The organism is Apibacter sp. HY039, from assembly GCF_004023655.1.
Taxonomy (GTDB): Bacteria; Bacteroidota; Bacteroidia; order Flavobacteriales; family Weeksellaceae; genus Apibacter; species Apibacter raozihei.
The window spans coordinates 608,405-634,197 of the sequence record NZ_SAYM01000002.1 but is presented as its reverse complement, the minus strand read 5'-3'; the positions used below and the strand labels follow the sequence as shown (position 1 = coordinate 634,197).

Annotated in this window: 20 protein-coding genes; 8 read left to right on the top strand and 12 right to left on the bottom strand. The window is 31.3% G+C overall.

The window, feature by feature from the left end; genetic code table 11:
• Positions 1–131 precede the first annotated feature (131 nt).
• The 6 genes from EQ921_RS06870 to EQ921_RS06845 all read left to right on the top strand — a co-directional run bounded on the left by EQ921_RS06870 (position 132) and on the right by EQ921_RS06845 (position 7,408).
• Positions 132–1,160, top strand: a complete 1,029-nt coding sequence (locus EQ921_RS06870) for a rod shape-determining protein (protein WP_128148925.1) — start codon at positions 132–134, stop codon at positions 1,158–1,160.
• Between the two features lie 26 nt (positions 1,161–1,186).
• Complete coding sequence (mreC, locus tag EQ921_RS06865; RefSeq protein ID WP_128331086.1) at positions 1,187–2,023, top strand: rod shape-determining protein MreC; 837 nt, start codon at positions 1,187–1,189, stop codon at positions 2,021–2,023.
• A gap of 196 nt (positions 2,024–2,219) precedes the next feature.
• Entirely contained in the window at positions 2,220–2,528 is a 309-nt protein-coding gene (locus EQ921_RS06860; RefSeq protein ID WP_128331085.1) for a hypothetical protein, read from the top strand.
• Positions 2,525–4,552 (top strand): penicillin-binding protein 2, encoded by a 2,028-nt coding sequence (gene mrdA, locus EQ921_RS06855; protein WP_128148921.1) that lies wholly within the window; start codon positions 2,525–2,527, stop codon positions 4,550–4,552. The genes EQ921_RS06860 and mrdA overlap by 4 nt, the downstream gene beginning before the upstream one ends.
• 3 nt (positions 4,553–4,555) lie before the next feature.
• Entirely contained in the window at positions 4,556–5,791 is a 1,236-nt protein-coding gene (gene rodA / locus EQ921_RS06850) for a rod shape-determining protein RodA (protein WP_128148919.1), read from the top strand.
• 138 nt (positions 5,792–5,929) lie between these two features.
• Entirely contained in the window at positions 5,930–7,408 is a 1,479-nt protein-coding gene (locus EQ921_RS06845) for a mannitol dehydrogenase family protein (protein WP_128331084.1), read from the top strand.
• A gap of 38 nt (positions 7,409–7,446) precedes the next feature.
• Here EQ921_RS06845 and recG read toward each other — a convergent pair whose 3' ends face one another.
• The 7 genes from recG to EQ921_RS06810 form a co-directional block, all read right to left on the bottom strand.
• On the bottom strand, positions 7,447–9,546 hold the full coding sequence (gene recG, locus EQ921_RS06840) for an ATP-dependent DNA helicase RecG (RefSeq protein ID WP_128148915.1): 2,100 nt from the start codon (positions 9,544–9,546) through the stop codon (positions 7,447–7,449).
• Positions 9,547–9,628: 82 nt separating this feature from the next.
• On the bottom strand, positions 9,629–11,257 hold the full coding sequence (gene pruA, locus EQ921_RS06835; protein WP_128148912.1) for an L-glutamate gamma-semialdehyde dehydrogenase: 1,629 nt from the start codon (positions 11,255–11,257) through the stop codon (positions 9,629–9,631).
• A 9-nt stretch (positions 11,258–11,266) separates the two neighbouring features.
• Positions 11,267–12,574 carry a TlpA disulfide reductase family protein gene (locus EQ921_RS06830; RefSeq protein ID WP_128331083.1) on the bottom strand — a complete coding sequence of 436 codons (1,308 nt, stop codon included), beginning with the start codon at positions 12,572–12,574 and terminating at the stop codon, positions 11,267–11,269.
• Between the two features lie 54 nt (positions 12,575–12,628).
• A complete protein-coding gene (locus tag EQ921_RS06825) occupies positions 12,629–12,847 on the bottom strand; it encodes a hypothetical protein (RefSeq protein ID WP_128331082.1) in 219 nt (72 codons plus the stop codon).
• A gap of 51 nt (positions 12,848–12,898) precedes the next feature.
• Positions 12,899–14,956, bottom strand: a complete 2,058-nt coding sequence (locus EQ921_RS06820) for a T9SS type A sorting domain-containing protein (RefSeq protein ID WP_164875598.1) — start codon at positions 14,954–14,956, stop codon at positions 12,899–12,901.
• Positions 14,957–15,049: 93 nt separating this feature from the next.
• On the bottom strand, positions 15,050–16,246 hold the full coding sequence (gene clpX / locus EQ921_RS06815; protein ID WP_128331080.1) for an ATP-dependent Clp protease ATP-binding subunit ClpX: 1,197 nt from the start codon (positions 16,244–16,246) through the stop codon (positions 15,050–15,052).
• Positions 16,247–16,392: 146 nt separating this feature from the next.
• Positions 16,393–17,373 (bottom strand): pyruvate dehydrogenase complex E1 component subunit beta, encoded by a 981-nt coding sequence (locus EQ921_RS06810; RefSeq protein ID WP_128148902.1) that lies wholly within the window; start codon positions 17,371–17,373, stop codon positions 16,393–16,395.
• A 237-nt stretch (positions 17,374–17,610) separates the two neighbouring features.
• Between EQ921_RS06810 and EQ921_RS06805 the strand changes: the two genes are divergently transcribed.
• The gene (locus EQ921_RS06805) at positions 17,611–18,183 is read left to right on the top strand and encodes a hypothetical protein (protein ID WP_128331079.1); all 573 of its coding nucleotides are present in this window, start codon (positions 17,611–17,613) and stop codon (positions 18,181–18,183) included.
• Positions 18,184–18,201: 18 nt separating this feature from the next.
• On the opposite strand, the gene EQ921_RS06800 is transcribed toward EQ921_RS06805, so the two are convergent.
• From EQ921_RS06800 to EQ921_RS06780, 5 genes are all read right to left on the bottom strand, one after another.
• Positions 18,202–19,167: a glycosyltransferase family 9 protein gene (locus tag EQ921_RS06800; protein WP_128331165.1), complete on the bottom strand. Its 966-nt coding sequence runs from the start codon at positions 19,165–19,167 to the stop codon at positions 18,202–18,204.
• A 25-nt stretch (positions 19,168–19,192) separates the two neighbouring features.
• Entirely contained in the window at positions 19,193–19,612 is a 420-nt protein-coding gene (locus EQ921_RS06795) for a SufE family protein (RefSeq protein WP_128148898.1), read from the bottom strand.
• Positions 19,613–19,616: 4 nt separating this feature from the next.
• Positions 19,617–20,837 carry a DUF6080 domain-containing protein gene (locus tag EQ921_RS06790; protein ID WP_128148896.1) on the bottom strand — a complete coding sequence of 407 codons (1,221 nt, stop codon included), beginning with the start codon at positions 20,835–20,837 and terminating at the stop codon, positions 19,617–19,619.
• Between the two features lie 11 nt (positions 20,838–20,848).
• Positions 20,849–22,114, bottom strand: coding sequence for a serine--tRNA ligase (gene serS / locus EQ921_RS06785; protein ID WP_128331078.1), 1,266 nt, complete (start codon positions 22,112–22,114; stop codon positions 20,849–20,851).
• A 144-nt stretch (positions 22,115–22,258) separates the two neighbouring features.
• Positions 22,259–23,254, bottom strand: coding sequence for a helix-turn-helix transcriptional regulator (locus EQ921_RS06780; RefSeq protein ID WP_128331077.1), 996 nt, complete (start codon positions 23,252–23,254; stop codon positions 22,259–22,261).
• Between the two features lie 145 nt (positions 23,255–23,399).
• Here EQ921_RS06780 and EQ921_RS06775 point away from each other — a divergent pair, with 145 nt between their 5' ends.
• On the top strand, positions 23,400–25,784 hold the full coding sequence (locus EQ921_RS06775) for a TonB-dependent receptor domain-containing protein (RefSeq protein ID WP_128331076.1): 2,385 nt from the start codon (positions 23,400–23,402) through the stop codon (positions 25,782–25,784).
• Positions 25,785–25,793: the final 9 nt, after the last annotated feature.

Sequence of the window (25,793 nt, the reverse complement as noted above, 5' to 3'; positions counted from 1 at the left end):
TTAAAAATATGTTATCAATATATTTTATTCAATAAAGATGTTATATCTTTGCACTACTTCAGCTTTTTATGAAGTAGTTTTTTAGTTTTTTAAGAATATAATAATAAATAAGATACAATTTTAATAGTTAAATGGGGTTATTTGATTTTCTGACACAAGAAATAGCTATTGATTTAGGTACTGCTAATACCTTAATCATACACAATAATAAAGTAGTAGTAGATAGTCCTTCTATAGTAGCAATTGATAGAAGAACAGGGAAGCCTATTGCCGTTGGTGAAACTGCAAAACAAATGCAGGGTAAAACTCACGATGATATAAAAACTATACGCCCCTTAAAAGATGGAGTTATAGCTGATTTTGCAGCTTCTGAACATATGATCAGGGAATTCATAAAACAAATTCCCGGAATAAAAGGTAAAATTTTTAATCCTTCTCTCCGAATGGTTATATGTATTCCTTCTGGTATTACTGAAGTAGAAAAAAGAGCAGTAAAAGATTCTGCTGCACATGTAAATGCAAAAGATGTTAAACTGATTTATGAACCTATGGCAGCTGCTATCGGGGTAGGTATTGATGTTACACAACCTAAAGGAAATATGATTATTGATATAGGTGGTGGAACTACTGAAATTGCAGTCATAGCTTTAGGTGGAATAGTTTGTGATAATTCTATAAAAATAGCAGGAGACGTTTTTACCAATGATATCGTATATTATTTAAGGACTCATCATAATTTATATATCGGAGAAAAAACGGCGGAACATATTAAAATGGAAGTTGGGTCAGCACTAGAAGAATTAGATAATCCGCCTGAGGATTTGCCGGTTCAAGGTAGAGACCTTATAACGGGTAAGCCAAAAGAAATTATGGTAAATTACAAAGAAATGGCCAGAGCATTGGATAAATCTATTTTAAGAATTGAAGATGCAATTATGGAAACATTATCAAGGACACCCCCAGAATTATCTGCAGACATATATAACACGGGTATTTATTTAGCTGGAGGAGGAGCTCTACTAAGAGGACTGGATCAGAGAATTAGTCGCAAAACAGGTTTGCCTGTATTCATTGCAGATGATCCATTAAGAGCTGTTGTGAGAGGTACAGGTATTGCTTTAAAAAATATTGAGAAATTTGAAAACTTCCTGATTAAATAATCTATATTTAATACAATAATTTTTCGATGTCTGTATTACTAAGTTTTCTGTCCAAAAATAGCAGGTTTTTACTATTTTTATTTTTACAGATATTAGCATTATTTTTCACATTTAACAGAAATATTTATCATAACTCCCTTTTAGAAAATAAAGTAATTGTATTTACAGGGTTTATAGATGGTAAAATATCGGATGTGACCGCATATTTTAATCTCAAAAGAGAAAACGAACGATTGCTGGAAGAAAATAAACAGTATAGAAACATGTTTTTAGGGAAAAACCTTAAGGTTAAGCCAGAGTTTGTCGAGATGATGGATTCCACTAAATACAAACAAAAATATAATTATTCTACAGCTGAAATTGTTTCAAATTCAATAACCAGAACTAACAATTATTTAATTATAGACAGAGGGCTTTCTCAAGGAATAGGCCCGGATATGGGAGTTGTTACATCTAGAGGAGTGGTAGGAATGATTATCAATTCTACACAAAATTATTCCAAAGTAATGTCTATACTTAATAAATATACCAAAATTAATGCACGCTTGAAATCAAGTAAATATTATGGAACATTAAGTTGGGAAGGAGAAGATTTTCGTATCATGCGTTTATCAGATATACCTAAATACGTAGGAGTAAAGATTGGTGACACCATTGAAACAGATGGGAAATCAAGAGTATATCCTGAAGGTATATTAATCGGGCGTGTTAGTAGTAAAACTATTGATGAAGAGACTGGAAACTGGAATATCTCAGTTGAATTATTTCAAGATATGGGCAATTTGCAAAATGTATATATTGTAAATAAATTAGACAGAGCAGAAATAAAAAGTTTGAAAGATTCAATTACTAATGCTGAATAAAACCTTTTTTTACAACCTTATAATAATACCTATACTAATATTGGCACAAGTTTTTGTGTTTAATAACATATTTTTTTTTCATAAATATAATCCAATTATATACATAATATGGATTATATTTTATCCTTATAATAAATCCGATAAATATTGGTTTTTAGTATTTTCATTTATTTTAGGTTTTGGAGTAGACTGTTTTATGGACACTGGTGGAATTAATGCTTTTGCCTGTGTACTTATAGCCTATATAAGAAATCCTATTATAAGATATGTATCCGATTTGCATAAAGAGATGAAATTGTTTCATTTTTCAGATTTAAACATTTTACAGCTGACATCTTATATATATCTGGTTATAATTTTACATCACTTATGTTTGTTTTTACTAGAAGGCTTTAAGCTTTCCATATTTTTAATTATTGTAAAAGATGCTCTGATTACTTCTGCCTTTTCATTCTTGTTTATAATAATACTATATGCATTTATTAAAAACAAAGTTTCAAGATGAAAAAATTTCAGATAATGATATGGGTATTGATATTAGCCGCAGTTATTTTTATTGCTCGAATATCATATTTGCAGTTATTTACTGAAAAATACAAACTTAACGCTGCAAATACTTCTATTAAAGCAGAATATCAAATTCCGCTCAGGGGATACATAATGGATAGGAATGGTAAAATTCTTGTAGGAAATACACCCTCCTACGAGCTTACATTTACTCAATCTCAAATGGAGAAATCCTTTGATACCCTGGGGTTTTGTAGATTAGTAAATATTACCAAACCAGATTTTATAAGAATAATTAAAAATATCAAATCTAACAAAAGCTATTCCAAGTTGGTTCCTATGACCTTTATGAAAGGTTTGACCAATGAAGATTTGGCTCGTATTCAGGAAAAGTTATTTAAATATAATGCTTTCTCAATAGTAAGAACACCCGAGAGAAATTATTTAGTTCATTCAGCCGGAAATATTTTAGGATACATAAATGAAGTTAACGAAAGGTATATAAAATCTGACTCAACGTACTACATGCCTGGTAATTTAGCCGGTATGACAGGTGTAGAGAGATCATATGAAAAATACCTACGAGGAGTTAAGGGAATTAAATATATTCAGAAAGACAGACAGTTAAGAAGTATAGGCTCTTACAAGAACGGAGAGTATGATCAAGAGATGCATAGTGGTAAAGATATTACCTTAACCATTGATTATGAATTACAAAATCTTGCTGAAAGATTACTTGCAAATAAAAGAGGAGGAGTGGTAGCATTGGATCCAAATACCGGTGAAATATTGGTTATGGCATCTGCACCAGTTATAGATCCTTCGGTTTTTGTTGGTCGGGATAAAAATAAACATATATACTCATTACAAATAGATTCACTTAATAAACCCATGTATGACCGTTCTGTTCAGGCATCATATCCTCCAGGATCTACTTTTAAGTTAGTAAATGGATTGGTAGCTATGCAAATGGGAGTTATTGATGAAAAAACCACCTTTATTTGCAGACATGGATTTCATTATGGAAATCGAAAGATAGGATGTCATTGCGGATATTTTTATACTCCGATAGCTATTGATAAAGCAATCCAAAAATCGTGTAATAATTACTTTGCAGAAGCGTACGTTAAAGTAATGAACAAATATCCCGGAGATATTGAAAAAAGCATTAATGAGTGGAGTGATATTATGAAAAGTTTTGGTGTGGGTGAATTTATGAACACAGATTTACCTGTCGGAAGTAAAGGTAATATTCCAGATGCCGCTTATTATAATAGAAGATATGGGAAAGACAGATGGAATATTTACACTATAATTTCCAACTCTATAGGTCAGGGAGAAATTTTATCAACCCCATTACAAATTGCTAATTATACTGCAGCTATTGCCAACAGAGGATTTTTTTATACTCCTCATATTGTAAAAGCGATTGATGGCAAGCCAATCACAGAAGCCAACTTTACACAACCCAAATACACAAAAGTAGACAGAAAATATTTTGATATAGTTAATAAGGGAATGGAAATGGTGGTATTAAGTGGTACAGGAAGAAGAATAGCCACTAAATCATTTTCGCAAGAAGGTAAAACAGGTACAGCTCAGAACCCACATGGAAAAGACCATTCTATTTTTGTGCTAATAGCCCCAGCGGATAAACCTAAGATAGCTGTGGCTGTTGTTGTCGAAAACGGCGGATTTGGAGCAACTTATGCAGGTCCAATAGCTTCATTAATTGCAGAAAAATACCTCACAGGCGGAATTGAAAGAAAAGCAATGGAAGAAAGTATAGAAAAAGCTAATTTTCAAGCTGAGTATACCCGTCAGTGGATAGAGCACTTAAAAAGAATAGGAAGATATATTCCGCCTAATCTAGGACAAGCTATTTCCGATAGCATTCGAAAGATACAGTCAGATAGAACCATTTCTGCAAAAGATAAACAAAAACTAATACAGAATATAATAAATCATAAAAAAGAAAAGCCTAGAGCAAATAACGAATTAGATAATTTTGAAGGAGATTAAATAATGAACAGAGTATTTAGAGGAATTGACGGGCTTATGTTATTTTTATACTTAGCTATAGCCATGTTTGGAGTAGCTAATATCTATAGTGTAGATGCCACTAGTGGTACCAAACAGTTTGTCTGGTTACTTATAGCTTTGGGTGTAGGCACATCAACATTTTTAGTCAGACCTAAATTCTTTGAAAACTTTGCAGGTTTATTTTATATTTTGGGACTATTACTTTTAGCAGGAGTACTGGTATTTGGAAGTTATGTCAATGGAGCAAAGGCATGGTATAAAATCGGTGGTTTTAGTTTACAGCCAGTAGAAATGGCTAAAATTTCTACAGCACTTATGCTTGCCAACTATATAGATTCTCCAAATTTTAGTATAAAAAAGATGCAATGCCTACTTATTGCAGTTGTTATTGTTGCTATTCCTATCATTTTAATATTATTACAGCCTGATGTAGGTTCAATTCTTGTTTTTACGGCTTATTTTATAGCCTTATACAGAGAAGGAATGTCCGGATGGCTATTTATTATAGGGTTTTATTTTGCAATTCTATTTCTCTGCTCCATTTGGATTTCTTCTTGGATAATTATATCAGTATTAGCTTTATTAATACTATTATTTCTAATCATTTTACGAAAAAAAATTAAGTGGAACCAGCCGGTTAATATTATCTTTATCATAATATTTTTGACGATTTCAGGAGCTATAAGTGTGTCTTCTCCATATATATTTGAAAAGCTTCCTAAACATCAAAAGGAAAGGATTTTAGTGTTATATGAAGGGGAAAGAAAATATAGAGATACAGCGGGATATAATTTGTTATACTCCAAAACAGCAATAGGTTCTGGAGGATTCTGGGGTAAAGGATATAAACAGGGAAGTGTCACAGCGGGTGGTTTTGTACCAGAACAAAGAACAGATTATATTTTTTGCACTGTGGGTGAAGAGTGGGGATTTGTCGGTAGTAGTCTGCTTATAATTTGTTATTCATGCCTTATAGCGAGAATATATTTCCTTGCAGAAACTCAAAAAAGTGCCTTTTCAAGAGTTATCGGCTATTGTTTAGGCTCTGTACTTCTTATGCATTTTTTAATCAATGTAGGAATGGTTATAGGTCTTTTTCCAACTGTGGGAATTCCACTACCTTTTTTTAGCTATGGAGGAAGTTCTTTATTAGGTTTTTCCTTATTCGTATTTATTTTTCTTCGATTAAATTATGCAGATAAAAACAGCTTGATTTGATATATCATCAGTTTTAGATTATCTTCATGCTTACATAATTTACTTTTTATTTTTAGTGTCTTTAGCTTTTATTCTTTCCTTTTTTTAGTTATATTTACATAATTATCTGAATTTAAAAACATTAAAAACCGTAAGTATATGGATAATGAAACACTAAAAAAATGGTCTGTTAATAATAATATTTTACCGTTAAAATATGACAGAGAAAAAATTAAACCCGGTATACTGCATATAGGACTTGGAAATTTCCATCGGGCGCATCAGGAATATTATATCAATACTTTGTTAGAAGATCCGAATCAAAAGAATTGGGGAGTATGTGGAGTAAGTCTTTTACCTGGAGATGAAAATCTGTACAAAGCATTAAAAAGTCAGGATAACCTGTATAGTCTTACTATTTTTGGTAGGGATGGAATAGATAAAACATGTATGATAGGTTCTATAGTAGAGTCATTATGGGCTATGGAAGATTCCGAAAAAATTATTCAAAAAATAGCAGATCCTAACATTAAAATTATTACTCTAACAATAACAGAAGGTGGTTACAATATTAATAAATCCTCAGGTGATTTTATGTTGAATACTCCATCAATTCAATCAGATTTGAATACTAACAATAAACCTACAACGGTATTTGGCTATATAGCTGCAGGATTAAGAAAAAGGAAAAATACAATCAATAAGCCCATAACAATTTTATCTTGCGATAACTTACAACATAATGGAAATACAGCTAAAAAAGCTTTTTTATCATTTATAAAAGCTCAAGATGAAGAATTATCGACATGGGTTGAAATTAATGTAACGTTTCCCAATGCAATGGTTGATAGAATTACTCCGGCTGTATCTGAAGAAGATAAGGAACGACTAAACAAAAAAAATAATATTAATGATTTAGCACCGGTTTATTGTGAAGATTTTATACAATGGGTAGTAGAAGATAATTTTATTGCTGGAAGGCCTGATTGGGGAAAAGTAGGTGTTCAAATGACAGAAAATGTATCTGTATTTGAAAATATGAAGTTAAGTTTATTGAATGCCTCACATACTCTTCTCTCTTATCCTTCTTTTTTAATGGGATACAGAAAAGTTGATGAAGCTATGAAAAATAATCTTATAATTCAATATGTTAAAGATTTTATGAATTTAGATATCACTCCTTATGTCAAAGAACCGGAAGGAATTAATCTTACTGAATACAAACAAGTATTAATTGAACGTTTCGCTAATTCATCAGTAAGTGACCAGATAAGTCGTCTTTGTGCAGACGGTGTTTCAAAAATACCTGTTTATATAATGCCTAACCTAAATAAGATGCTCAATGAAAACAAAGATATGACTCGACTGGCTTTTTTTGTCGCTTCGTATCGCCATTATTTAAAATATAAAAAAGATGATACAGGACATTCATTCCCTATTAATGAACCTTGGTTAGATGATGAAGATGAAAAAAATATTAATAGCAATAATTCATTAGACTTTCTTTTATTATCTCCTTTTTCAAGTAATAAATTACTTGAAAACAATAAATTTTGTAATGAGTATACTAAAATGAATGATTTGGTTTATGAAAAAGGGATTAAAGAAGTTTTAAAATTTATCATTACTTCTAAATAAATAATAATAAAAAAGTTGAATTTATTCAACTTTTTTATTTAGCTTATCTTTGCCCAATGAAATTGATTTTTATGATGTTTCAAAAAATAACTCTTTATAATTTTATTTTCTTCAAGCTGAAGTTTTGGATCGGTTGTTAGCAATAGATCAACAGCTGATTTTGAAAGAGAAACTATGATCTTATCCTGAACTAGATTTGTTTTTTTTAAGTCAATAACACCACTTTGTTTAGTTCCTAAAAGATTTCCAGGTCCACGCAATTCTAAATCCACTTCAGAAATACGAAAGCCATCGTTAGTTTCACACATGGTGGTTATTCTTTTCAAAGCTTCCGGATTTAACTCAGACTTGGTCATTAAAATGCAGTAGGACTGCTCTGCTCCTCTGCCTACACGGCCTCTGAGCTGGTGTAACTGCGATAATCCGAACTTTTCTGCACTTTCAATAATCATCACCGAAGCATTAGGAACATTAACACCCACTTCAATAACTGTTGTTGCTATCATTATATGGGTCTGGTGATTAATAAACCTTTGCATTTCATAATCTTTATCAGAAGGCTTCATTCTTCCATGAACAATGCTGATTTGATATTCTGGTAGCGGGAATTCTCTTACGATACTCTCGTATCCATCCATTAAATCTTTATAATCCAAAGTTTCACTTTCTTCAATTAGCGGATAAACAATATAAACTTGTCTGCCTTTAGCTATTTCATCTCTGATAAATTTAAAAACGGTCAGCCTTTGTGCATCTGTTCTGTGATAAGTTTTAATTTCTTTCCTACCAGCCGGTAGTTCATCAATAACAGAAACGTCCAGATCACTGTAATAACTCATTGCAAGAGTTCTGGGAATTGGTGTGGCTGTCATAACCAATATATGTGGAGCTATTGAGTTTTTTTTCCATAATTTAGAGCGTTGTTCAACACCAAATCTATGTTGCTCATCAATAATAGCCAAACCTAAATTTGAAAATTTCACCTTATCTTCTAAAATTGCATGAGTCCCAATTAAAATGTTTAGATTACCCTCCTCAAGTTTTCTGTGTATTATTTTTCTTTCAGCAGTAGATGTGGATCCGGTAAGAAGAGAGACAGAAACATTCATAGATGTAAGATATTCAGATATTCCATTAAAATGTTGCATAGCTAAAATCTCTGTAGGAGCAAGTAAAGTTGCCTGAAAACCATTATCTATAGCTATCAGCATCGAAAGAAGTGCAACCATGGTTTTTCCACTTCCTACGTCTCCTTGTAACAGACGATTCATTTGAATATTCTGACGAAGATCTTTTCTAATTTCTTTTATAACTCTTTTCTGAGCTGAAGTCAGACTAAAAGGAAGATGGTTATTATAAAACTCATTAAAATACGTACCGATATGCTCAAATGAATGTCCAGGTGTAGTTTTTTGTCTATAAATTTTTTGCAAGCCAAAGCCTAACTGAAAAAAAAACATCTCTTCAAACTTTAATCGATATTCTGACTTTTGTAGAGATTGATAATTTTTTGGAAAATGTATTTCTACAAATGCGTCCTTTCTTGATATAAGTTTATAGTCTGAAATAATCTTATTTGATAAATTTTCTTGAATTTCTTCTATAGTATTATTTAGGACTTCTCTAACTATTTTTTTTAAAAAACGTTGATTAATTCCTCTTTTTTGTAATTTTTCAGAACTGGAATAAACGGGTTCCAATGTTGCTGATTCGGCTTTAAACTCTGAAATTTTCTCTATTTCTGGATGAGCCATGTTTAGCTTAGAGTTAAAAGATGTTACTTTACCGTAAATAACGATTTCCTCATGTAAAGGAATACTTTTAATCAACCAGTTTGAACTTTGAAACCATACAAGTTCAATTGTTCCCGTAAGATCTTCAAATATTGCAACAATTCTTTTTTTCTTATTATAACTAACTTCCTGAATAGAGGTGATTTTCCCTTTTAGTTGAATTTCGGCCGCAGAAGAATTTAGCTGACTAATGGTATAAATTTTACTTTTATCAACATATCGGAAAGGAAAATAATAGAGTAAATCTTCACAGGTTTTAAGTCCCAGTTGTTTAAGTAATATAGCTTTTTCTGGGCCTATACTGTTAACATATTCCAAAGAGGAATGTAAACTTAGATTACTCATAATGCAAAAATATGAAAAATCGGGTTTTTATAAACTTATAAAAACCCGATTCTGCATTTTTGTATATAAAAAATATCTTAGCTTATTTTTCTAAAAACGGATATTTATAGTCTACAGGAGGAACTAAAGTTTCTTTGATACTTCTGGCAGATACCCATCGGATAAGATTGATGTAAGAACCTGCTTTATCATTAGTACCCGAACCTCTTGCCCCACCGAATGGCTGTTGTCCAACAACTGCTCCGGTTGGTTTATCATTTATATAGAAGTTACCTGATGCATTTTTTAAAGCTTCAGAAGCTTGAACAATAGCATATCTATCTTGTGCAAAAACAGATCCGGTCAAAGAATATTCTGTAGAGGTATCTACCAATTCAAATATAGTATCCCACTCTTTGTCATCATAAACATAAATGGTTAAAACAGGTCCGAATATTTCTTCAACCATACTTTCATAGTGTGGATTGCTGGCAAGTATTACAGTCGGAGATATAAAATATCCTACGCTATCGTCGCATTTTCCTCCGATAATTACTTCAGCTTCGTTCGAAGATTGTGCACGGTCAATATAACCCTTAATTTTTGTGTAGGCTCCCTGATCTATAACTGCATTAACAAAGTTAGTATTATCTTCCGGAGATCCCATTTTAATTTCATTAAGCATGGATTTCATATTTTGTTCTACAGAACTCCACAAACTTTTTGGAATATAAGCTCTGGACGCTGCTGAACATTTTTGTCCCTGATATTCAAAAGCACCTCGAACAAGAGCTGTTGCTAAAGCTACTGGTTCAGCGCTTTCATGCGCAAGCACAAAGTCTTTACCTCCGGTTTCTCCTACAATTCTAGGATAAGTTTTATAATTATTTATATTATTACCTATTTCATTCCAAAAGCTATTGAAAACTCTTGTAGAACCGGTAAAGTGTACTCCTGCAAAATCCGGATGAGATAATATAAGTTTTGTTGTTTCCGCTGAATCAGCCATAACCATATTAATTACACCTTTAGGAAGTCCTGCTTCCTCAAGTATGTCCATAATAATTTTAGCAGAATATATTTGTTTGTTTGACGGTTTCCAAATAACCACATTCCCCATAAGAGCCATAGAAGTAGGAAGATTCATCGAAATGGCTGTGAAGTTGAATGGTGTCACTGCATAGGTAAATCCTTCAAGAGGTCTGTATTCTGAACGATTCCAAATTCCTTCTGAGGAACAAGGTTGTTCTGAATATATTTTAGACATAAAATGTGTATTGAATCTTAAAAAGTCTATCAACTCACAAGCAGAATCAATCTCCGCTTGAAAAATATTTTTTGATTGCCCAATCATTGTGGAAGCATTCAATAAATCACGATATTTTCCAGCAGCAAGATCAGCAGCTTTTAAAAATATGGTAGCTCTATGCTCCCATGGCATGGCAGACCACTTTTTTCTTGCTTCCAATGCAGCATCTATAGCTTTTTGTATATCTTCAACTTTTCCTTTATGGTATACTCCCACTATATGTTTATGGTCATGAGGTGGAGTAATTTCAATTTTATTTCCAGAAAAAATTTTTTCTTCTCCAACGTATTGAGGGATCTCAATAATCTGGTTGTATAACTCTTTGTAAGTTTTTAATAGTGACTCTCGTTCTTTAGAACCGGAAGCGTAAGCTCTTACAGGCTCATTATGAGGGGTAGGTACTACGAAAATTCCTGTTGACATATGTTAATATTATTTAATTAAGTTATTTATATCTGATATTTTTGCTGATATTTTAAGTATTTTATTATTTTGATCTACTAAAAATAGAGTAGGAGTACCGGTTACGTTAAGTTTTTTCGCAAATTTGCTATCCCAATATAACAGGTCGGAATCGTTTAACCAAGGTAAATCTTTAATAACATTTTCGTAAGATTCTTTATCAAAATCTGTTGACAAACCTACTATTTCTCCACCCGCCTTTTTAAAGTTTTCGTAAAATTGTTTCACGTAAGGTAATTCTTGTTGGCAATGACTGCACCATGATGCCCATACCATAATTAATTTGTATTTAGCTTTTACATCATACAAAGAAGAATATTTTCCATTTAGTTTGTGAGTAAACGTAACGTTTGGTATTAATTTTCCTTCCTTGATGGTATTGTTCTTATTTATAGTTTCTTTTAAGTCTGGACTTATTTCACACGTCAGGGTTTCAGCTCTGCTTAAAAACTTATTAGCTAGTTTTGTAAAACCATATGCATTGAGTAAATTTATGGTTGCAGATAGCACTTCTTGTCCTCTGCTAGTGTCTTCACCTACTTCATCCATTAATTTTTGAATACCGGTATCAACATTGCTTTCCCACTGTTGTTGCGTGGAAGTATTAGCTGTTGTTGCTCGTAGATAATTAAGTAATAATGAACGTCCGATTCCAAAAGTTTCGAATTCTTCACCTGCATTTTTCAGATAGTCAATTATGATATTCATATTTTTGCTAGAATCATCAGCTTCGGTTGATTTTATCATATTTTCTGCCGAAATATAATAGGTAAGAAATGGATAGGCTGATGTATCAGGTTCTTTTAGCGTAATTATTGAAGAAATTTCTTTAATAAGAGGCATATAGAAAACATCTGTAGATTTATAAAAATTTTGAATACTTTGTAGTTGAGGTAATACTGCGTCTTTTTTTGTACTATAGATTTGATATTCCTGATAGATACGGTTAACTTCATTACCAGGTGAATTTAATACTAAGTTATTGTCCTGATTAAGAGTAGCTATAAAACTTATGGGTGTGTTGTCTGATATAAATGAATAAGTTTTTACTGCATCTAATAAAGAAATAGATATTATACCTATATATTTTTCTTTTATTGACACAGAAAAAGAACCTGAAGTATCTGTTGTGTAGTTTCCAATTAAAAATTCATCAAAGGCTTTTGCTATTTTAACTACCACTCTTTGATTGGGATAATTATTTATAGTTCCTTTGAACGTAAACTGAGCTTGTAATAAAGAACTTATTAGCAAGCTTAAAATTAAAATTTTTTTCATAAAAAAGCCTTGTTAAATTATAACAAGGCTAATTTATGAATTTTTTATATTTAATTATATAGTTTTTGTTTTATTCTTTCTAACTATATATACTGATAATGCTATAACACTTATAATTAAAAAAGGAACAATAAAATTAATAGGAGTTTGATCTTCGGGTGTTCCCGGATCTCCTGCACCAAAAGGACTAATTCCTGGAGCTGGTGGAGCATCTTGAGTTTCTATTGTTGTCTGTAAAATATTAAAAGCAAACGATTGGGTATATATTAACATCAAGAATATTACGGCAAATAATTTTTTCATTTTTTCTAATAAATTTTATTATTACTTTACAATTTTTTTGGTTACTGTTTCACCCTTATCATTAGCTATTTTAATAATATACATGGTAGATGAAGAACCTTTGATTGGTAGTAAATAATCATCTTGAGCATTAATATTTTTTTCTGATGAAATAAGCTGACCTACAACGTTAAATACGGTAACATCTGCCTTATTCCAGTTTTTGTTAAAACGTATTTTATAGTCACTTCCAGATTTATATACGTTAGTCACACCATCTATTGAGTTTATATCATCTGTACCCATTGTTCCGACTTCTCTCCAAAATAATTCATATCTGCTAATTGTTTTAGAACCGTCTTTATTTACAGTAGTATATTCATCATCTTCAATTTTTACCGGATATATAAAATCTTGTGATAATTCCGTAACTGATCCAGTCTTTTTATCATGAATGAAATACTTAGCTGAAGGGTTACTAAAGTTTACACTTTTGCTGGATAATTTTCTTCCTCCTTCTGTTAAATCTGCTTTAAAAGTATAATTAACATCTTTATCGTTAGCAGCGATGTTAATTCCTAAAGGTATAGCAACTTTAGCAGCATCAGTATTAATTGCGTTAATGTAAAGCATTGTGTTACTATTATTAGGATCTGGTCCACCGGTTACGGCTTCAGGAATTGTATATACTCCAGTGGTATTAGAACTCACATCTAAATTTAAAGCCTCAACTTCATTCAATGCACCTGTAGGTGTAGTTGGGGATGCAAAAACAAAGGTATTGCTTATAAATTCATTTTGGTTACTATTCAATAACTGTAAATTTAATTGGTATCCAGTAAATTCAGAATCTACAGATTTTGCACTGATCATTGATCTTGAGGATGCTTCTTGAGCTGGATCTGGTTTGGTAGCCTCTGTAAAATAGCTACTAATATCAAAAACTTTGTGGCTTGTAGAAGTATCAAATTTAATTGATGAAGCACCAGAAGTTGCTTTTATTTCGAAATTAGTCATTGGGGGAATAATTTCTAAAACGGAATTACCAACTAGTGTAGCAGCCGTTGTACCAGCTCCAGCTACTGTAGCTATCAACAATTGCCCTGCATATCTTGTTTGTTCAAGACCTCCTTTAGTTATGCTTCTATAACTGGAAATTGCTCTAATGTTAGTGTAATTATTAGTTAACGTTTTTAAATTAAGGTTGGAGGTGTATGGATTAGTTAATTGATACGTATAATCTCCGAAACCTGCACTTTTTAATGCTGCTTCTGTGGTTGAAGCAAGAAAGCTGGTTATTTCTGTAACGGAAGGGTCTGATAAATACGTATAATATTTAACTCTGTATGCATTTCTTGCATTATCTCCAATAGAGATGGTTCTTGCTTGAAATTTTATTTCAGGAGCGTTACTGTTTGATACAAATGGAGTTCCGGTAAAAGATTTCTTAGTTGTAAAATCTATTGTAGCAGGAAATACAGTATTGTTGCCCTTTCTAAAAAGATAGAATGTAGAGGGAGTAAACACAATTTCATTATTTGTTGTTACCGGAGAAGGATCAAAACTCAAGTTCGTATTGCTCCATTCTAAAACAGGATAATTAATGTAATCTCTTGGATTACAACTTAAAGCAGCACAAGCATATCGAGATAAATCCCCTATAGAAGTTACACTTTTATCTGTTAGATCACTAAGTAGATTGGCAGATGTGTAACCAGCAAAGGGAGAACCGAAATATACATTCGTACCTCCTGGGTTATTAATATTTAAATTGTACTGTTTTGTAATTTTACCTGACGCTGCGTTACCAGATTCGATAATTAACTGTCCATACTGATCTACATCATCATAGGACAATACAAAAATATTTTCGCCTACGTCACTATCAGCTTTATAAGTTCCAGTTGTGGCATCTCCGAGTTTTCCGATTTTTACATTTCCTTTGTTTAGGAATTTTGTTGTTCCACTTTTTACGGTGATATCTCCGGTACTATATACTAGAGTTCCAGTACTCACGTACACCTGAGCTCCTGAAGCTGTGGTTATCTGTGAGTTAGCTGTTGCCAAACCTAATACAAGAAGTAAGGGTATAAATTTCATTTTCATTGATTAAGCATTTAATAGTTGAATGATAAATAAATATACTAGTCGATGCAAATATACATAAAAATTTATTAAATAATAAAAAATCAATTATTTTATTTTCTTGTGTTTCATGAGTGTAACGTATTTTTCCATGTCAATATTAAGTTCTCCGTAATATTCGTCAATGTTATAGCTAATTTGAGAAAATAGATTTTCTGCAATGCTTCGTAAGCCTCTTGCTCCTAAACCTAAATTTCTGGTTTCTTTAACTATTTCTTTTAATACGTCATCATCTAAAGTTAATGAAATGTTATCTAAAGAAAATAATGCCTGATATTGTTTTATAATTGCATTTTTTGGTTTTGTGAGAATTTCCAGCATGGCATCGTCATCCAATGGTTCTAAATGTGTTATAACCGGAAAACGACCTAAAAGTTCTGGAATTAATCCAAAAGTTTTTAAATCCAAAGAATTAACTTTAGATAAAATTAATTCCTGCTCTAATTTTTCTTCACTGTCTTTGCCGAATCCGATTGTATTTTTATTTAATCGGTTGGATATAATTCTATCCACACCTGAAAAAGCACCTCCGGCAACAAATAAAATATTTTGTGTATTTACCTGAATATATTTTTGATCGGGATGCTTTCTACCTCCCTGTGGCGGTACATTAATAATACTTCCTTCTAAAAGTTTCAGCAAGGCTTGCTGAACACCTTCTCCAGAAACATCTCGGGTTATGCTCGGATTGTCGCTTTTACGACTTATTTTATCAATTTCATCAATAAAAACGATCCCTTGTTCAGCACGATCAACATCGTAGTCTGCGGCTTGAAGTAAACGGGTAAGAATACTCTCTACATCTTCTCCGACATAACCAGCTTCAGTTAGTACAGTAGCATCAACAATGGTAAAAGGTACATCAAGGAGTTTGGCTATTGATTTAGCTAATAAAGTTTTACCGGTTCCTGTTTCTCCAACCATTAATATATTTGATTTTTCAATTTCAACCTCTCGATTGAGTTCGAGGGAATGTGAGAGTCTTTTATAATGGTTGTATACCGCTACGGATAAAGTTTTTTTTGCTTTTTCCTGCCCAATTACATAATCGTCTAAGAAAGATTTAATTTCTTTAGGCTTTTTAACTGTAAGTTCGAATTTGTCTTGTTTTTTATGATTTTCTTCTTGTATGATAATGTTATGAGCCTGCTCAATACATTCATCACAAATATGTCCATTTAGTCCGGCTATCAATAGTTGAACTTCCGATTTCTTTCTTCCGCAGAAAGTACATTTTTCCTCCATAAATTTTAGGATGAAGTTATTATTTATAAAAAATTAAGGTTCCAATTTTACATTAAATTGACTGAAACCTTAATTTCTTCACAAATTTATTAATATAAACTTGATATTTTTTATTAAATAGATTGCTATTTGTTATATAAAAATAATTATTTTTTATACATAGAATCTTTTACTGCTTTAGTAACTTGAGATGCGTTAGGGTACCAGTGAGTGAATAAGGCGGCCGAATAAGGCGCCGAGGTATCCGCGGTTGTAATTCTTTTAATAGGTGCATCTAGATAGTCAAATGCTTTTTGTTGTACCATATATGCAATTTCACTGGCAACAGAAGCAAAAGGCCATTCTTCAATCAATAATACTAAACGATTGGTTTTTTTAACTGAATTTATTATTGTGTTATAATCTAAAGGACGTACTGTTCTTAAATCAATTACCTCAGCTTTAATACCTTCTTTTTCTAATTCTTCTGCTGCTTGTAGAGCAACTTTCATAATTTTCCCAAAAGAGACTATAGTAACGTCTGATCCTTCTTTTTTGATATCTGCAACTCCTATAGGAATTAAATATTCATCCTCAGGAATTTCCATTTTATCTCCATACATCTGTTCAGATTCCATAAAAATAACTGGATCATTATCTCGTATTGCTGATTTTAATAAACCTTTAGCATCATAAGGATTTGATGGTACTATCACTTTTAACCCAGGGCAGTTGGCAAACCAACTTTCAAATGCCTGAGAGTGAGTTGCTCCTAATTGACCAGCTGAGGCTGTAGGACCACGAAATACAATAGGTACATTCCATTGTCCTCCGGTCATTTGGTATATTTTAGCTGCGTTATTAATAATCTGATCTATAGCAACCAATGAAAAGTTAAAAGTCATGTATTCTACGATAGGTCTGCATCCATTCATTGCTGCACCCACACTTATTCCTGAAAATCCGCCTTCAGCGATAGGGGAGTCAATAATTCTTTTGGGACCAAATTCGTCTAACATACCTTTTGAAGCTTTGTAAGCTCCATTATAATTTGCGACTTCTTCACCAATTAAATAAATGGAAGGATCTCTTCTCATTTCTTCGCTCATGGCTTCACATATTGCTTGTCTAAACTGAACTTCCTTCATTTTCTGTATAATTAATAATGCAAAAGTACAAATTTTTTATATATTCAAATTAGGCTCTGTTAAAATAACATCTTTTTTGTAAATATGACATAATGTAATAGAGTTAAATCATTATTAATTATTGGGTTAAATAAAGCCTGATTTTGCAGTATACAAAATTATCGTTCAATTAATTATTGAATTTTTCCGAGTTTATAAACTAATTATTTAATAAATTTATATGGAAGAAAAATAATTATGAAAATAGAAAAAGCAGTTCAGGAAGATATAAAAGAAATTCTTAGTATTTTAGATGAAGCAAAAGGAAGCGATTTATCCGAAGAAGAAAGAAAGAAGCAAGGTTTTGTTCAAGGTAAAATTAATGAAGATTTACTTTTAAAATTTATTAAAGGTTTAGGAGTTTATATAGCAAAGAGTTTTGGGGAAATAGCAGGTGTAGTTCTTGTATCCAAAGGTGGAGTTATTAAAAATGGACCCGCAGGAGAGTTATATAAGTCGGTAGTAGATATATTCCCACGAGTGAATAAAGAACAAATATTTTTATATGGACCGGCTGCAATTAAGCGTAGTTACAGGGGAAGAGGGATTCTTACTTTACTTTTAACCCATATATGTTTAACCCTTGAAAATGATTTTGTATTAGGAGCAGCTTTTGTTGAAAAAAATAATGAGAAGTCGTTACAAATTCATAGGCATTATCCCATGAATGAATCTGGTAGTTTTATATTTGATGAAAAAGTTTATCAAATCTTTACATTTAATCCCTCTGAGGTGATCAGCTTTTATAATACAAAAAACAATAGAGAATAGATTAAGTTGGGTAAGTGTTTATATTTTAGATAAAATATCCTGAATAGCTAAGTTATTCATGCACGCCCAATCTTTTCTATAGCAAGGTTTATTCCCAAATATTGAACAAGGTCTGCAGGTAAGAGTATTAAGTTGCACACAATCATCTTCTTTCTGTCCGTAACCTAAAAATCCGGCAAAAGGGTGCGTTGCTCCCCAGATGGAAATTACGCGTGTGCCTGCCAGTGAGGCTATATGCATATTTGCTGAATCCATGCTAATCATTAGTGGTAGTGTTTGAATTAACTTTATTTCTTCGTCCAGACTTTTTTTTCCAGCTATAGATTGTATATTAGGATTAAGATTTTCCCATGAATTTAAAATTTTGATTTCTTCTTTTCCTCCGCCGAACAATAAAATGGTGTAATTATTATTTGCTAAATGAAGACACAGTTCTTCCATTTTTTTCAATGGAAACATTTTTTCTTTGTAATTAGCAAAAGGAGCAATACCTATAATACGGCAAGATTTACTATTTTGGCTGGATAATTGGTGGGATAAACGAATTTTAAAACCAAGTTCACGAAAAACATCTGCATATCTCTCGGACATTTGTCGCAAAGGTTTGAGAGTTTTATTATTTTTTTGTATTAATTTTTTCTTTTCCTTTCTTCCTTTGTTAAGTGTAGCTATTTTTTTTACAGAGAATGTAAGGAAAAATTTTAAAATTTTAGTTCTTAATACGTTATGCAAATCAGCGATCATGTCCGCTTTATAACCCTCTAACAGAGATGCTAATTTTTTCAAACCGCCAATTCCTTTATAATCCTCCAGATTAACACCCACAAAGGTTGAATTTGAAACCGAGTTAAAAAAAGGTTGGTAAGAACGCCTGGAAACAATGACTAATTCAATATCAGGGTTTTGTTCTGTAAGTTCTTTAAGCACGGGAGCAGTCATTGCGACATCACCCATCGCAGAAAATCGGAAAACCAGTATTTTTATTTTGCTAGTATTCACAGTTCAATTATTATTTTTTTACGGAATATGCTATGGCATAATATTTAATTTGTTTAATCATAGCTAAGAGACCATTGGCTCGGGTAGGGGATAAAAATTCCTGTAATCCAATTTCCTGAATGAAATTTTCATTCGATTTTAATATATCGTCCATTGGCTGCCCAGAATATATTCTGATTAGCATAGCAGCAATTCCTTTAGGTAAAATAGCATCAGAATCAGCTTCAAAAAATAGTTTATTATCTTTACTATAAGCGTTAAGCCAAACTTGTGATTGACATCCTTTAATCAATTTGTCATTTGTTTTTTGATCCATGGGCATGGCTTTTAATGATTTTCCAAGTTCAATAACATATTCGTATCGTTGTTGCCAGTCATCAAAAAAGCTGAATTCGCTAATTAGTTCTTTTTGTATTTCAGAGATTGTCATTTTTTTATATTTTAAAATTTTTAATTGCTAAATCAATAAATTCTACCATTCTTATAGTATTGTTAACAATTAATATAATAGTACAAAGTAATAAAGAAATATTCAATATTAAAATGCTTGATTCTTTTTTCTTATAAATGAAAGAATGGTATAACCATCCAATTAGCAAAGGTATTACGAATATCCAATTTCCTCCATATATATAACCTTCTGTAATGCCAACTTTGAAAACAGCATGAATAACTACATCAATTAAAAAAGCCAAGGCTAAGAATTTAACAGCTTTATTTTTATAATTAACTATCATACTTAAAATAATCATTGCTAATAAAAATAGACTATAAATATACTGAGGAACATATTCGTATGTATTTTCAAGAATACTGGTTAAAGCTGGGGTTTTATTTACGTACAACGAAGAAAAAAGTATATTTGAGCCCCAGGATAAAGAAATCAGTTTTTCTGTATATTCACTTATAGTTAAGTTGTCAGGAATAAAACTTATGAAATGTAACAGAGACTTTTTAATATATTTAAATGAAAATGCGTAGGCAACTAATACAAGTAACAAAGGGAGCACACTTAGTTTTAGCCAAGATTTTTTTTTATTTTTTAGTATTCCTGGTATAAAAGTTTTTAAAATATTGGTGATTGTAATACCGCCAATAACAATAGATGAAAGGATATAAAAATAAGTAGGTAAATCGTATTTTTTTACTAGAGAACGGGTATAAATATAAGTAAATATGGAGAGGGAAAATAGACTAAAAGGATAGGACTCTATGGTGAAAGATAAAACTAAATTAGTTGAAAAAAAACCATAAAACAATATAATTAATAAACAATTTTTAATCGGAAGTTCTATAATTTCTCTTAAATATCTAAATATAAATATAATTGAGGAGCTTACTAAATAATTTAAAACAATAATATAAAAAAAAGTAGCTGCTTTAAGTTGAAAGCAAATATAAATACATTTGGCAACGATGTAAATGGGGTACATAAAGAGCTTTAGCAAAGGATGACGGACAATACTACTCATAAAAATTGCATTGTCAAATCCAAGATACGCATCAACAGGTATTTCAGGATTTAATACTATTGTTGAGTTAAAAACTAAAATGCTTCCTATAAGCAGGTATATAGAATAGAAAAAGAAAAAAACCATTGTTTCAAATTTATTTGCCGGAAACAATGGTTTTAATTTTTTTATAATAAATATCAAAATTTTATATTTTAAATTTGGCTGAAACCTGTGTAAGGAACTAATACATCCGGTATTTTTATTCCGTCGTTAATCTGATGATTTTCCAATAAAGCGGCAAGAACTCGAGGAAGAGCAAGAGAAGAACCATTCAATGTATGACAAAGCTGGTTTTTTCCTTCACTTTTATATCTTAGTTTTAGCCTGTTAGCCTGATAGGTTTCAAAATTTGAAACAGAGCTAACTTCCAGCCATCTGCCCTGAGCTGCTGACCATACCTCAAAATCGTAAGTAATTGCAGAAGTAAAGCCTAAATCACCTCCACAAAGTCTTAAAATTCTGTAAGTGAGTTGCAAAGACTCCAAAATACCCTTTACATGTTCAACCATTTCATCTAGAGCCTGATAAGAATTCTCAGGTTTCTCAATACGTACAATTTCTACTTTTTCGAATTGGTGAAGACGGTTTAGTCCACGTACATCTTTTCCATATGATCCGGCTTCTCTTCTAAAACAAGGAGAGTAAGCAGTAAGTTTTACAGGTAATTGTTCCTGATTTAAAAGTTCGTCACGGTAAATATTGGTTACGGGTACTTCTGAAGTAGGAATAAGGTATAATCGATCTTCATTAACATAATACATTTGTCCTTCTTTATCCGGAAGTTGACCGGTACCATAGCCCGAAGCTTCATTAACCACAAAGGGAGGAACAATTTCAGTATATCCTGCTTCCGAATTTTTATCAAGAAAATACTGGATAAGAGATCTTTGTAAACGAGCACCTTTACCTTTATAAACCGGAAATCCGGCACCAGTTATTTTTACTCCCAGTTCAAAGTCAATCAAATCATGCTTTTTAGCCAGTTCCCAATGTGGAAGCGGATTGTCAATACATGCTAATTCTTCAGTATGTACAAATATCTCCTGATTATTTTCTTCACTACTACCTTCAGGAACTATTTCGTTAGGAATGTTAGGGATTTCATATAAATAGTTTTGTAATACCGAAGCTAATTCATTAAGTTCCGATTGAAGTTTTTTTGTAGACTCCTTTAAAGTTGCAGTTTTTAATTTGGATTGTTCAGCCTCATCCTTTTTTCCTTCTTTCATTAAAAGTCCTACCTCTTTCGATATTTTGTTCATTTCAGCTAGTTCTGAATCTAACTCGAATTGAATTTTTTTACGGCTTTCATCCATAGAAAGAATTTCATCAATCAAGTCAAGTTTTGCGAAATTTCTTTTCTTTAACCCATTAAAAACTTTTTCTCTGTTTTCTTTAATAAATGCAACTTGTAACATAATCTCGTTTATCTCGTTATAAGATGCAAATCTACTATAAAAAAATAATTTACGTAGTATAAAAAGGTACTAAGTAAAAATATGCAGCATCAATTTTTTTATAATTACAAACTTACTAATGTGTTTTATAAATCAATTGATTTTTTAATTTGAGATTGAAGAATTAATAATAAACTGTTTAGGCGTTTTTCCGTAAAATTTTTTAAAAGATGCAATAAAATGTGAGGTACTTTTGTAACCTATGGTAAGCGCAATTTCGTTGACAGGGTACCCTTGAAAAAGTAATACGTTTGCCTGTTCCATGCGTAATTTGATAATATAGTTGTGAATAGTGTATTTGTATAAAGATTTAAAGCCTGTTTTAAGCTTTAGCTCATTTAAATGAACTATTCTGGAAAGTTGTCTTATGGTAGGTGGAGCTTCATAATGTGTATTTAGATGAGCCTTAGCCATCTCAATTTTTTCAATTTCTATAAGCTTTATATTTTGAGTGGTTTGTAATTTAGCTGAAAAATTAATAAAAATCATGAGTATAAGCTCTTTAAGTTTTAGATGATAATAACTATGACCTAATACTCCGCTATTAGAATTGTTAATTATTTCACTAAAAATATTTAATATTGAAAAGTTTACAGGTAGAATAAATTCACCAAAATTTATGTATTCACTATCTGATATTTTTTTATATAAAGTACTTTCAGTAAACCATATCTCATTTTTTAAAAGCACAAGAAAATATTCTTTAGAAATAAATATGCGTATATAATTCATTGTGATTGAATCGTTGGAAACTCGTACTTTTATGTTATTTTTTTCTTGATAAGCAAGCTGCAAAACACCTGCTTTAATATCTTTTATAAATTTATTTTCTTTTTTAAGAACTTGCGAATTTCCATTAAATAATAGAGACAGCTGAATATATTCTTTTTCAATCGAAAAAAAATTAATAAAATTTTTAATTACAGTGAATTTGTGATAAAGAATGCACAATCCATTAGTATAAATAAGTTCCTGTTCACCCTTAACCCATTCATTAGAAAACTTTTTTTGTTCCTTAATTATAGGTGAGTGAATATCCATATCATCCTTAATTTTTATATCTAAAGAAGGGGTTCCATTTATTTCCGTAAAAATACGCATTGTACCATATCCATTATTTTTTATACCAAATTGGTTATCATTTACTGACTAAGTTACTATACTTTTGCTTCTAATTTTTATTTAGTCTAAACAAAAATTAAACACAAATTTATAAATTAAATAAATAAGAAATAATAGTTCTTAAATGAAAATATTTTTACCACTCCTTTTTATACTTGTAATTTCAAGTTATTTACATTCACAGACAGGAAGAGTTGAAGGAATTGTCAGCTCAGAACAAAAATTGCTTTCGAATGTGTTTGTCTGGATTAAGGATACCGATTTTTCAACTAAAACAGATAAACATGGATATTATAAAATAGACCTTCCTTCAGGAAATTATATTTTACAATTTATGGATAAAGATTATGAAGACTCAGAAATATCATTAACCATTAAAAAAGGAGAGATAAAAAAAATTGAGACTCAATTAAAACCGGTTAAATATAAAGAAATTGATAATATCACCATAAAAGGGAAATCTGCATTACAAAAAATAAAAGAATCCGCTTTTAGCGTAACCGTGTTAGATGCAAAATCATTTTATAATTCATCTTTAGATTTGGCTCATTTATTAGAAAAAGCCCCCGGAGTAAAAATAAGAGAATCAGGTGGACTAGGGTCTGATGTATCAGTTTCTTTAAATGGATTTACCGGCAGACACGTAAAGATATTTATGGATGGAGTTCCCATGCAAGGTTTTGGAAGCGCTTTTCAGCTCAATAATATTCCGGTTAATATTGCTGAGCGTATAGAAATTTACAAAGGAGTTGTCCCTGTTGAATTTGGAACTGATGCTATCGGAGGGGTTGTAAATATAGTAACAGCTAACAAATCCAGTACATATTTAGATCTGTCCTATTCATCAGGCTCTTTTAATACCTATAAGACTAATGTAAACTTAGGATATACATCTGCCTCTGGTTTTACTTTTCAGTTAAATGCTTTTCAAAATTATTCAGATAATAATTACAAAGTGAAAACTTCCGTGTTGGATCTGGATACCAATGTATTCTCTTCTGAAAAATATTGGGTTAAACGTTTTCATGGAAAGTATCACAATGAGACAGCAATAGTAAAATTAGGAGTGGTAAATAAACAATGGGCAGATAGATTTTTAATTGGAGTAACCTTGGGGCAGGAATTTGCAGATATACAAAATGCGAATTTGATGGAGATAGTTTATGGTATGAAAAAAAGAGAGGCTACCACTATCATGCCTTCATTAAGTTATGAAAAAAAGAATTTTGTTATTAAAAATCTTAATTTCCGGTTAACCGCAAATTATAATAAAAATTATAACAAAAACATTGATACAGTAGCCAGACAATACAATTGGCTTGGAAACTATATACCCAAAAAAACAAAAGGAGAAGGCATATATTCCTTAGCAAGATTTTACAACCAAAATGTATCTGCAACTGCGAACCTTCAGTATAAAATTAGTGATTGGCACTCTTTTACTGTTAATAATGTTATTTCAGCATATGAGAGAAAACAATCGGATCGGGTAGCTATTATCGAAACGGGTTCAGTGCAGGATACCATGCGCAGAACCAACATAAAAAACATAATAGGAGGTTCATACAAATTTAACTATAAAAATAAATGGAACGCAGATATTTTTGGAAAATATTACTATCAGAAAGTTAAAGGACCTAAAAATATATCCACAGTTACCAATAGTACAAAATACATAGAAACAATTGAAAAATTTAATACCACAGGGTATGGAATTGCTTTTACTTGGTTTTTAAAAGATTACCAGTGGAAAGGTTCAATAGAAAAAGCGTATCGCCTTCCAACCGATAATGAACTTTTCGGAGATGAGGTATTAGAGACAGGAAATACCATTTTAAAAGCCGAAAATTCAATGAACTACAATATAGGTCTAACTTATAATAAAGAATTTTCAAGTAAAAATACACTTTATGTTGATTTGACTGCATATTACAGAGATACCCATGATTACATTCGCAGAATTATAGAACAACAATATGGGACGGCTAGTTATGTAAATCATGGAAAAGTAACTAATGTAGGAATAGATGCCGAACTGAAATTTTATTTTCAAAACAAATTTATGCTGGGAGCAAATGTTACCTATCAGGATATTAGAAACAAAGAACGCTATTCTTCAACCAGCGGTAACAGAAAAGACATAACATACAACGACAGGATACCAAATGTGCCCTATTTTTTTGGAAATGCAGATGTTGCTTATTATATAAATAATATAGGTCACAAAGGGAATATTTTAAGTTTTGGATATACATTTAATTTTATAGGTAAGTTTTATTTAAACTGGGAGAGTTTAGGGGTGAAAAATTCTAAATATACTTTACCCGGACAGCTTTCTCATGATTTTATGATTAATTATTCTTTTTACAACGGGAAATTTAATGCTTCACTAGAATTGAAAAATCTGACTAATGAGTTTCTCTATGACAATTATAGCTTACAAAAACCAGGAAGAGCCTATTACCTGAAACTTCGATATTTTTTATATAAATCAAACAAAAACAATTAATAATAAAGT

Coding starts and splice junctions, on each gene's coding strand:
- EQ921_RS06870 (WP_128148925.1), top strand. CDS start 132: ATGGGGTTATTTGATTTTCTGACACAAGAAATAGCTATTGATTTAGGT.
- mreC (WP_128331086.1), top strand. CDS start 1,187: ATGTCTGTATTACTAAGTTTTCTGTCCAAAAATAGCAGGTTTTTACTA.
- EQ921_RS06860 (WP_128331085.1), top strand. CDS start 2,220: ATGGACACTGGTGGAATTAATGCTTTTGCCTGTGTACTTATAGCCTAT.
- mrdA (WP_128148921.1), top strand. CDS start 2,525: ATGAAAAAATTTCAGATAATGATATGGGTATTGATATTAGCCGCAGTT.
- rodA (WP_128148919.1), top strand. CDS start 4,556: ATGAACAGAGTATTTAGAGGAATTGACGGGCTTATGTTATTTTTATAC.
- EQ921_RS06845 (WP_128331084.1), top strand. CDS start 5,930: ATGGATAATGAAACACTAAAAAAATGGTCTGTTAATAATAATATTTTA.
- recG (WP_128148915.1), bottom strand. CDS start 9,546: ATGAGTAATCTAAGTTTACATTCCTCTTTGGAATATGTTAACAGTATA.
- pruA (WP_128148912.1), bottom strand. CDS start 11,257: ATGTCAACAGGAATTTTCGTAGTACCTACCCCTCATAATGAGCCTGTA.
- EQ921_RS06830 (WP_128331083.1), bottom strand. CDS start 12,574: ATGAAAAAAATTTTAATTTTAAGCTTGCTAATAAGTTCTTTATTACAA.
- EQ921_RS06825 (WP_128331082.1), bottom strand. CDS start 12,847: ATGTTAATATATACCCAATCGTTTGCTTTTAATATTTTACAGACAACA.
- EQ921_RS06820 (WP_164875598.1), bottom strand. CDS start 14,956: ATGAAATTTATACCCTTACTTCTTGTATTAGGTTTGGCAACAGCTAAC.
- clpX (WP_128331080.1), bottom strand. CDS start 16,246: ATGGAGGAAAAATGTACTTTCTGCGGAAGAAAGAAATCGGAAGTTCAA.
- EQ921_RS06810 (WP_128148902.1), bottom strand. CDS start 17,373: ATGAAGGAAGTTCAGTTTAGACAAGCAATATGTGAAGCCATGAGCGAA.
- EQ921_RS06805 (WP_128331079.1), top strand. CDS start 17,611: ATGAAAATAGAAAAAGCAGTTCAGGAAGATATAAAAGAAATTCTTAGT.
- EQ921_RS06795 (WP_128148898.1), bottom strand. CDS start 19,612: ATGACAATCTCTGAAATACAAAAAGAACTAATTAGCGAATTCAGCTTT.
- serS (WP_128331078.1), bottom strand. CDS start 22,114: ATGTTACAAGTTGCATTTATTAAAGAAAACAGAGAAAAAGTTTTTAAT.
- EQ921_RS06780 (WP_128331077.1), bottom strand. CDS start 23,254: ATGCGTATTTTTACGGAAATAAATGGAACCCCTTCTTTAGATATAAAA.
- EQ921_RS06775 (WP_128331076.1), top strand. CDS start 23,400: ATGAAAATATTTTTACCACTCCTTTTTATACTTGTAATTTCAAGTTAT.